This window comes from Pigmentiphaga daeguensis, from assembly GCF_039523035.1.
In the GTDB taxonomy this organism is placed as follows: domain Bacteria; phylum Pseudomonadota; class Gammaproteobacteria; order Burkholderiales; family Burkholderiaceae_B; genus Pigmentiphaga; species Pigmentiphaga daeguensis.
On record NZ_BAAAEN010000010.1, the window covers coordinates 194,296 to 202,665 of the forward strand.

Sequence of the window (8,370 nt, forward strand, 5' to 3'; positions counted from 1 at the left end):
TCCGCCTTTTTCTTCATACACAGGAAACACCATGAAGTCCTCCACCGAATCGCTGGTGCGACGCGATGAACCCCAGCCGTGGGAACACGACGGCGTGGCATGGGGCAGCGACAGGATCGCCGACCTGCTGCGCGAGCTGGACATTCCCTATCTGATCCTGAACCCGGGGTCGAGCTATCGCGGCCTGCACGACAGCCTGGTCAACCACCTGGGCAACCGCCAGCCGCAGATGATCGTGGTGCTGCACGAAGAGCACGCGGTCGCCATCGCGCACGGCTATGCCAAGGTGACCGGCAAGCCGCTGGGCGCTGCGCTGCATGCGAACGTGGGCCTGATGCACGGGTCCATGGCCATCTACGATGCCTGGGTGGACCGCACGCCGGTGATCATCCTGGGTGCGACCGGGCCGGTGGATGCGGCCAAGCGCCGGCCGTGGATAGACTGGATCCATACCGCGCAGGACCAGGGCGCCCTGGTGCGGCACTTCGTCAAGTGGGACGCCCAGCCCGCGTCCGTGCCCGCCGCGCTGGAAGCCCTGCTGCGCGCCCGCCAGATCGCGACCACGGCGCCGCACGGCCCGGTATACGTCTGTCTGGATGCGGCGGTGCAGGAGGCGCGCTGCGACGAGGACATCCCGCTGCCCGATCCCGCCCGCTACCTGCCGCCGCCGCCCGCCCGGCCGGCGGACGAGCAGGTGCGGCAGGCCGCGGCCTGGCTGTCGCAGGCGAAGCGCCCCGTCATCCTGGCCGGACGGGTGTCGCGCTCCGAGGAAGGCTGGGCCGCGCGCGTGCGCCTGGCCGAGACCCTGCGGGCGCAGGTGCTGACCGACCTGAAGGTGGGCGCCGCCTTCCCCACCGATCATCCGCTGCATGCAGCGCCCAGCGGCATGTTCTTGCATCCCGAGGCGCAGAAGGTGCTGCGCGAGGCCGACGTGGTGCTGAGCCTGGACTGGCTGGACCTGGCGGGTACGCTCAAGCAGGCCTGGGGCGCCGACCCGGTGGGCAGCCGCGTCATCCAGGTGTCGGTGGACCACTACAGCCACAACGGCTGGAGCATGGACCACCAGGGCCTGCCGCCGGTCGATCTCTTCCTGTTGTCCGAACCCGAACCCGCGGTCGCGCTGCTGAACGAACACGTGACGCCACGCCGCGAGCAGGCGCCTGCGGCGGCGCCGGTGCGGCGCCCCGAAATACCCGGAGACCCGGCCGCGCCCATGACCGTGCCCACCGTGGCCGCCGTGCTGCGCAAGGTGCTGGGCGATGCGCCGACGTGCCTGACGCGCCTGCCGCTCAGCTGGAGCGGCGAGTTCTGGGACTTCCGGCATCCGCTGGATTTCGTCGGCTACGACGGCGGCGGCGGCGTGGGCTCGGGCCCCGGCATGGCGATCGGATCGGCGCTGGCGCTCAAGGGCGGCGATCGCCTGCCGGTAGCGCTGATCGGCGACGGCGACTACATGATGGGCGTGAACGCGCTGTGGACGGCCGCCCATGCCGGCATCCCCATGTTGATGATCGTCTGCAACAACCGCTCGTTCTTCAACGACGAGGTCCACCAGGAACGCGTGGCGCGCCAGCGCGGCCGGCCGGTCGAGAACCGCTGGGTAGGACAGCGGATCGACGAGCCCGCCCCCGACCTGGCGGCGATCGCGCGGGCACAGGGGCTGACCGGCATCGGGCCGGTCCGGCGCGCGGACGAGCTCGAGCGCGTCCTGGCCGAGGCCGTCGCGACGGTCAGGCAGGGCGGCATCGTGGTCGTCGATGCCATCGTCCAGCCCGGCTACAACCCCGCCATGACCGCGGGCCTGACCCGTTCCAGCCACTAGCTTCCGCTTTTTTCAAGAGAGTCTTCCATGCGTGCTCACGAGATCCCCCCGGGCATACTTCCCACCCGGCGCAGCCTGTACTACGGCGGCGCCTGGCACGAACCGGCCTCCGGCCTGTATGCCGACACCATCAATCCCGCCTATGACGAAGCCATCACCCAGGCTCCGGTGGCGGGCGCGGACGACGTGGACGCCGCCGTGCGCGCGGCCCAGGCCGCGTTTCCGGCCTGGGCCAGCCTGCCGCCCGCGCGCCGGGCCGACTACCTGCGCCGCGCCGCCGCCGTCCTGCGCGAACACGCGCTGCCGCTGGCGCAGCTCGATTCGCTGAACAACGGGAATCCCGTCTCCGCCCTGTTGAACGATGCCGGTTTCGCCGCCGACGGCCTGGAGTACTTCGCCGGCCTGGCCGCCGAGGTCAAGGGCGAGACGATACCCATGGGCGACGGCAACCTGAACTACACCGTGCGCGAGCCCATGGGCGTGATCGCCCGCATCGTCGCCTACAACCATCCGCTGATGTTCGCGGCGCTGCGCATCGCGGCGCCGCTGGCCGCGGGCAACACGGTGGTGGTCAAGGCGCCCGACCAGGCGCCGCTGTCCATCATCCGGCTGGCCGAGCTGGTGGGCGACATCTTCCCGCCGGGCGTGGTGAACTTCCTGTGCGGCGGCCGCGAATGCGGCGACGCCATGTCGCGGCATCCGCTGGTGCGCAAGGTCACGCTGATCGGCGGCGTGCCGACCGGCAAGGCGGTCATGGAGACGGCGGCCCGCGACTTGAAGCCCGTGCTGCTGGAGCTGGGCGGCAAGAACGCGCTGATCGCCTATCCGGATGCCGATGTCGACAAGCTGGTGCAGGGCATCATCGGCGGCATGAACTTCACCTGGTCGGGCCAGAGTTGCGGCTCCACCAGCAGGGTCTTCCTGCACGAGTCCATCCACGACCGCGTGCTCGAGGCCGTGGCCCGCCTGCTGCCCGAGCGCCACAAGCCCGGCATCCCCATCGACCCGGCCACCACCATGGGGGCGCTGGTCAGCCGGGCGCAATTGCAGAAGGTCGAGGGCTTCGTCGCTTCCGCCCTGGAGGAAGGGGCGCGGCTGGTGAGCGGTGGCAAGCGGCCCGCCGACCCCGCGCTGGCGCAAGGGTTCTTCTTCGAGCCGACGGTGTTCGCCGACGTGCAGCCGCACATGCGGCTGGCGCGCGAGGAAGTCTTCGGTCCCATCCTGTCGGTGTTCAAGTGGCGCGACGAGGATGCGCTGTTCGAGCAGGTGAACGACGTGGACTTCGGGCTGACGGGGTCGATCTGGACCCGCGACCTGGACACGGCGCACCGGGCCGCCCGGCGCATGACGACGGGCTACGTGTGGATCAACAACACCAGCCAGCACTTCCTGGGCGCGCCTTTCGGCGGCGTCAAGCAGTCGGGGATCGGTCGCGAGGAATGCTTCGAGGAATTGCTGGAGTTCACTTACACCAAGAACGTGAACATCAAGCTGGGCTGATCACTGCTGTTCGAAGCGGGCGAACCGCCGGTCGATGAACTGGCGTTCGCTCGAAAGATCGTCCACGCGCGCCTGGGGCGGTCCCTGGCGCATCCATTCGAGCATCTGGTCGACCTGGTCGGGGGTGCCCTGCACCAGCGCCTCGACCGAGCCGTCGTCGTTGTTGCGCACCCAGCCGCCCACGCCCACCATGTGGGCGCGTCGGACCGTGGCCAGGCGGAAGCCCACGCCCTGGACCCTGCCGGTCACGCGGACGATGACGGTTTCCAGGGAGGGGGAGCTGTCGAGTTCTTGCATGGTCGGTTCGGGAATGGTTGGGTGGGAATTGCTCGACCAGGGCCGGGGCGCGGCGGCGGTCGGACTGGAAGTCTACCAGCGGAAAACGTGCCCGCCCGGCGCACGCTGCGCGGGGTCCATTGGCTTGATCGATGCATCGTGGGGAATAATGCCGTCATGACGACACACGCTGCATCCCCTTCCCTGAGTCCCGGCCTGGTCTGGCTGATGTCCATCGCCACCGGCCTGACCGTGGCGGCCAACTACTACGCCCAGCCGTTGCTGCACGTGATCGCCGGCGACCTCGGCCTGTCCGTGCCCGAGGCCGGCTCCATCGTGACGGCGGCCCAGGTCAGCTACGCGGTGGGACTGTTCCTGCTGGTCCCGCTGGGCGATCTGCTGGACCGGCGCAACCTGATCTTCGTGATGACGCTGCTGGCCGCCGGCGGGCTGTGCGCCAGCGCGCTGGCCGGCAACCTGCCGGTACTGCTGGCCGGCACGACCGTGGCCGGGCTGTTCTCGGTGGTCGCCCAGGTGCTGGTACCCTTCGGCGCCACGCTGGCGGCGCCGAACGAACGCGGCAGGGTGGTGGGCACGCTGATGAGCGGCCTGCTGCTGGGCATCCTGCTGGCGCGCACCTTCGCGGGACTGGTGGCGGCGCTGGGCAACTGGCGCCTGGTCTACGGGATCGCCGCGCTCCTGATGGCCGCGCTGGCCTTCATCCTGCGCCGCTCGCTGCCGCACCATCCGGCGCAGGCGGCCGGCATGCCGTATCCCCGGCTGATCGCATCGATCGCGGCGCTGTTCGCCCAGGAACCGGTGTTGCGCACCCGTGCCCTGCTCGGCGCCCTGACCTTTTCCAGCTTCGCCATGTTCTGGACGTCGCTGGCCTTCCTGCTGTCGGCGCCGCCGTTCGGCTATTCCACCTTCACCATCGGCCTGTTCGGCCTGGCGGGCGCGGCCGGCGCGCTGGCAGCCGCCCGGGTGGGGCGGCTGGCCGACCGCGGCAGGGGCGAGACCGCCACGCGCTTCGGCCTGGCGGTGCTGCTGGTGTCGTGGCTGCCCATCGTGCTCGGCCAGTATTCCGTGGCGCTGCTGGTGGTCGGCGTGATCCTGATGGACCTGGGCGCGCAGGCCTCGCACATCAGCAACCAGAACGCCATCTATCGCATCCGCCCCGAGGCGCGCGGCCGCCTGACGGCGGCCTACATGACGAGCTACTTCATCGGCGGCTCGCTGGGCTCGCTGGCATCGGCCTGGCTTTACGCGCATGCCGGCTGGCATGGCGTGTCGATCGGCGGCGCCGTGGCCGCGCTGGCCGCCGCGGCGGCCTGGACCCTGCGGCCGCGCGCATCCAGGGCCGTATCCCCGTCCACCCGCTAGCGGCGCGTGTTGCCGCCCCTTACAGGCGCGCGCCCCGCGCCATGCTAGCCTGTGTCGGATTCTTCCCGGACGACGAACATGGCCGATTCCATCCCCCAGCAGCGCTGGGCCGTGCTGCGGGCCGCGCGGCTGATCCCCGTCCTGCGCTACCAGGACGCCGAGACCGCCCTTTACGCCGCGCAGGTGGCTTTGCGCGCCGGCTGCCGGGGCATCGAGCTGACCTGGACCATTCCCGGCGTGCTGGATGTCCTGCGAGCGCTGCGGACCGAGGCCGAACGGGCCGGCCACGTGGACGTGCTGATAGGCGTGGGCACCGTGCTGGATGCCGAGCAGGCCCGCTCGGCCCTGGAAGCCGGCGCCGATTTCCTGGTCGCGCCGGGCGTCGTGCCGGCGCTGGTGGAACTGGCGGGCGCGGCGGGCGCCCTGAGCATGCTGGGCGCGTTCACGCCCACCGAGATCCTCGCGGCGAAGGCGGCCGGCGCCGACGTGGTGAAGATCTTTCCCGCCGGCACCGGCGGCCCGGGCCACCTGGCGGCGGTGAAGGCGGTCTTCCCCGACACGCTGTTCTGCCCGACCGGGGGCGTGACGCGCGAGAACATGTCCGCCTATTACCGCGCCGGCGCCGATATCGTCGGCATGGGCAGCAACCTGTTCGACAAGGCGCGGCTGGCCGCGCGCGACACCGAGGCGCTGGTGGCGTCGCTCCAGGCCACGCTCCAGGACGCCGCGGCCGCCTGACCGGATCGAATCAGGTGGCCTGCTCCGCGGCCTGGTAGGGCTTGAGCTCGTCGCCGCCCGCGGTGCTTTCCTGCTGCCGGCGCCACATGGCCGCATAGGCCCCGTCCAGCGTCAACAACTGGTGATGGCGGCCGCGCTCCACCACCCGGCCGCCGTCCAGCACGATGATCTCGTCGGCGTCGATGATGGTGGACAGGCGGTGGGCGATGGTCAGCGTGGTGCGTCCGCGGCTGACCTCGCGCAGGTTGCCCTGGATCTCGCGTTCGGTGTGCGTGTCCAGCGCGCTGGTGGCCTCGTCGAACACCAGCACCGCCGGCCGCTTCAGGATGGTGCGGGCGATCGCCACGCGCTGCTTCTCGCCGCCGGAGAGCTTCAGTCCGCGTTCGCCCACCACGGTCTGGTAGCCGTCGGGCATGGCCAGGATGAAGTCGTGGATGTGGGCCAGGCGCGCGGCTTCCTCGATCTCGGCCTGGGTCGCGCCCGGGCGCCCGTAGGCGATGTTGTAGTAGATGGTGTCGTTGAACAGCACGGTGTCCTGCGGCACGATGCCGATGGCCGCGCGCAGGCTGGACTGGCTGATCTTGCGGATGTCCTGGCCGTCTATCAGGATCGCGCCGCCGCTGACGTCGTAGAAGCGGAACAGCAGCCGGCTCAGGGTGGACTTGCCCGCGCCCGACGAGCCCACCACGGCCACCGTCCTGCCCGCGGGTATGGTGAAGCTGACGTCCTTCAGGATCAGGCGCCGCGGATCATAGCCGAACACCACGTGGCGGAACTCGACGGTGGCGCCGTCCACGCGCAGGTCGGGCGCGCCGGGCTCGTCGGCGATCTCGCGGTCTTCCGACAGCAGCTCGAACATGCGGTCCATGTCGATCAGCGATTGCTTGATCTCGCGGTAGACGAAGCCGAAGAAGTTCAGCGGCTGGTAGAGCTGTAGCAGGTAGGCGTTGACCAGCACGAAGTCGCCGATGCTCAGGCGGCCGGCGACGATGCCGCGCGCCGCCATCCACATCACCACGGTCAGGCCGACCGAGATGATCGCGGCCTGGCCGATGTTCAGCAGCGACAGGCTGACCTGGCTCTTGACCGCCGCGCGCTCGTAGCGGCCCAGCGCGTGGTCGTAGCGCCGCGCCTCGTGTTCCTCGTTGCCGAAGTACTTCACGGTCTCGTAGTTGAGCAGGCTGTCGATGGCCTTGGTGTTGGCCTCGGAGTCGGTCTCGTTCATCTGGCGCCGGAACTTCGTGCGCCATTCGGTGACGAGCAGCGTGTAGGCGATGTACAGCACCACCGTGACCAGGGTCGCCAGCGCGAACCAGGCGTCGAACATGTGCCACAGGATCACGGTGACCAGCCCGATCTCGAACAGCGTGGGCAGCACGTTGAACAGCATGTAGGACAGCAGCGTGCTGATCGCCCGCGTGCCGCGCTCGATGGAACGCGTGAGCCCGCCGGTCTGGCGGGCCAGGTGGAAGCGCAGCGCCAGCCCGTGCAGGTGGCGGAACACCTGCAGGCCGACGACGCGGATGGCGTTCTGCGCCACGCGCGCGAACACCGCGTCGCGCAGTTCCGAGAACACCAGCGACAGGACGCGGGCGCCGCCGTAGGCCAGGATCATCCCCACCGGGATGGCCAGCGCGGCGGCCGCCGTGCCGCCCAGGGCGTCCACCGCCGACTTGTAGAAGATGGGGACGTAGACGTTGGCGACCTTGGCGGCGACCAGCAGTGCCAGGGCGGCCACGATGCGCAGGCGCAGCCGGGGCGCGTGGGCCGGCCACAGGTAGGGGAGCAGGGTGCGCAGGGTGGCCAGGCCGCCGCCGGGGCGGCGCGCAGGAGCAGGTGTGTTCAAAGCGTGTTTCCAGGAAGCAATGTTGGCAACGATACGCCTGTTCGGATATCCAGGCTCGTTTACCCCATGGGGATGCGCCGACGCGGGGGCGGCGACGGCAGCCGTTTGCGTTGTCTCAGCCGGCGAGAATTCCGTTTGACCGCTTCCCGCCCGGATTCCAGTATTCGCACGACAAACCACCCGGGAAAAGGGGAGACAACCATGGAATCAGACATTTCTGGCGTTCGCGCGCGCCGGCGCGCATGCCGCGTGCTGGCCTGCCTGCCGGTCCTGGCATGCGCCGCGCTGTTCGTGGGCGCGGTGCCGGCGGCGGCCGAGCCTTTCGACGGTGGCCGCGTGACCATCGTGGTGTCCGGCCGTGCCGGCAGCTCGTTCGACAACGCCGCGCGACTGGTGGCCGAACCCTTGTCCAAGGAGTGGGGCGTGCCGGTGGTCGTGGACAACCGCGCCGGCGCTTCCGGCGTCATCGGCGCCGCCCACGTGGCCAAGTCGCCGCCCGACGGCCGCACCATGCTGCTGGGCACCACACCCTACGTGCAGGCGCCGCACCTGCTGCGCTCGGCCGGCTACGACCCGGTGGCCAGCTTCGTGCCGGTGGCCCAGCTCTTCACCGCCCAGCTTTGGCTGGGCGTGAACGCCGGGCTGCCCGTCAAGACAGTCAAGGAGTTCGCCGCGTACGCGGCGCGGCCTGGCGCCCAGTTGTCGTTCAGAGGTGGCTCCGGTTGTTTGGACAGTATTTTGAGATTTTAAGTGGAACGCTCCGGGCACATCATGCTGCCGTTTTAATCGCAGGCAGCATCGCGAA

The 8,370-nt window shown here is 70.0% G+C and carries 7 protein-coding genes; 5 read left to right on the plus strand and 2 right to left on the minus strand.

The window, feature by feature from the left end:
* Nucleotides 1-31 precede the first annotated feature (31 nt).
* Both ABD104_RS14900 and ABD104_RS14905 read left to right on the plus strand, forming a co-directional pair.
* Nucleotides 32-1,822 (plus strand): thiamine pyrophosphate-binding protein, encoded by a 1,791-nt coding sequence (locus ABD104_RS14900; RefSeq protein WP_343927742.1) that lies wholly within the window; start codon nucleotides 32-34, stop codon nucleotides 1,820-1,822.
* A 27-nt stretch (nucleotides 1,823-1,849) separates the two neighbouring features.
* Nucleotides 1,850-3,322: an aldehyde dehydrogenase family protein gene (locus ABD104_RS14905; RefSeq protein WP_343927743.1), complete on the plus strand. Its 1,473-nt coding sequence runs from the start codon at nucleotides 1,850-1,852 to the stop codon at nucleotides 3,320-3,322.
* Here ABD104_RS14905 and ABD104_RS14910 read toward each other — a convergent pair whose 3' ends face one another.
* Complete coding sequence (locus ABD104_RS14910; protein WP_343927744.1) at nucleotides 3,323-3,619, minus strand: acylphosphatase; 297 nt, start codon at nucleotides 3,617-3,619, stop codon at nucleotides 3,323-3,325.
* Nucleotides 3,620-3,775: 156 nt separating this feature from the next.
* On the opposite strand from ABD104_RS14910, the gene ABD104_RS14915 reads away from it, so the two are divergent.
* Together ABD104_RS14915 and ABD104_RS14920 are read left to right on the plus strand one after the other, a co-directional pair.
* Nucleotides 3,776-4,981, plus strand: a complete 1,206-nt coding sequence (locus tag ABD104_RS14915) for an MFS transporter (RefSeq protein ID WP_343927745.1) — start codon at nucleotides 3,776-3,778, stop codon at nucleotides 4,979-4,981.
* A 78-nt stretch (nucleotides 4,982-5,059) separates the two neighbouring features.
* Nucleotides 5,060-5,719, plus strand: coding sequence for a bifunctional 4-hydroxy-2-oxoglutarate aldolase/2-dehydro-3-deoxy-phosphogluconate aldolase (locus ABD104_RS14920; RefSeq protein WP_343927746.1), 660 nt, complete (start codon nucleotides 5,060-5,062; stop codon nucleotides 5,717-5,719).
* A 10-nt stretch (nucleotides 5,720-5,729) separates the two neighbouring features.
* On the opposite strand, the gene ABD104_RS14925 is transcribed toward ABD104_RS14920, so the two are convergent.
* Nucleotides 5,730-7,565: an ABCB family ABC transporter ATP-binding protein/permease gene (locus ABD104_RS14925; RefSeq protein ID WP_343927747.1), complete on the minus strand. Its 1,836-nt coding sequence runs from the start codon at nucleotides 7,563-7,565 to the stop codon at nucleotides 5,730-5,732.
* Between the two features lie 201 nt (nucleotides 7,566-7,766).
* On the opposite strand from ABD104_RS14925, the gene ABD104_RS14930 reads away from it, so the two are divergent.
* Nucleotides 7,767-8,315 carry a Bug family tripartite tricarboxylate transporter substrate binding protein gene (locus ABD104_RS14930; protein WP_165963260.1) on the plus strand — a complete coding sequence of 183 codons (549 nt, stop codon included), beginning with the start codon at nucleotides 7,767-7,769 and terminating at the stop codon, nucleotides 8,313-8,315.
* Nucleotides 8,316-8,370 lie beyond the last annotated feature (55 nt).

What these genes read in the sequence shown, in the direction of transcription:
- ABD104_RS14900 (WP_343927742.1), top strand. Translation starts at nt 32, where the DNA reads ATGAAGTCCTCCACCGAATCGCTGGTGCGACGCGATGAACCCCAGCCG.
- ABD104_RS14930 (WP_165963260.1), top strand. Translation starts at nt 7,767, where the DNA reads ATGGAATCAGACATTTCTGGCGTTCGCGCGCGCCGGCGCGCATGCCGC.
- ABD104_RS14920 (WP_343927746.1), top strand. Translation starts at nt 5,060, where the DNA reads ATGGCCGATTCCATCCCCCAGCAGCGCTGGGCCGTGCTGCGGGCCGCG.
- ABD104_RS14910 (WP_343927744.1), bottom strand. Translation starts at nt 3,619, where the DNA reads ATGCAAGAACTCGACAGCTCCCCCTCCCTGGAAACCGTCATCGTCCGC.
- ABD104_RS14915 (WP_343927745.1), top strand. Translation starts at nt 3,776, where the DNA reads ATGACGACACACGCTGCATCCCCTTCCCTGAGTCCCGGCCTGGTCTGG.
- ABD104_RS14905 (WP_343927743.1), top strand. Translation starts at nt 1,850, where the DNA reads ATGCGTGCTCACGAGATCCCCCCGGGCATACTTCCCACCCGGCGCAGC.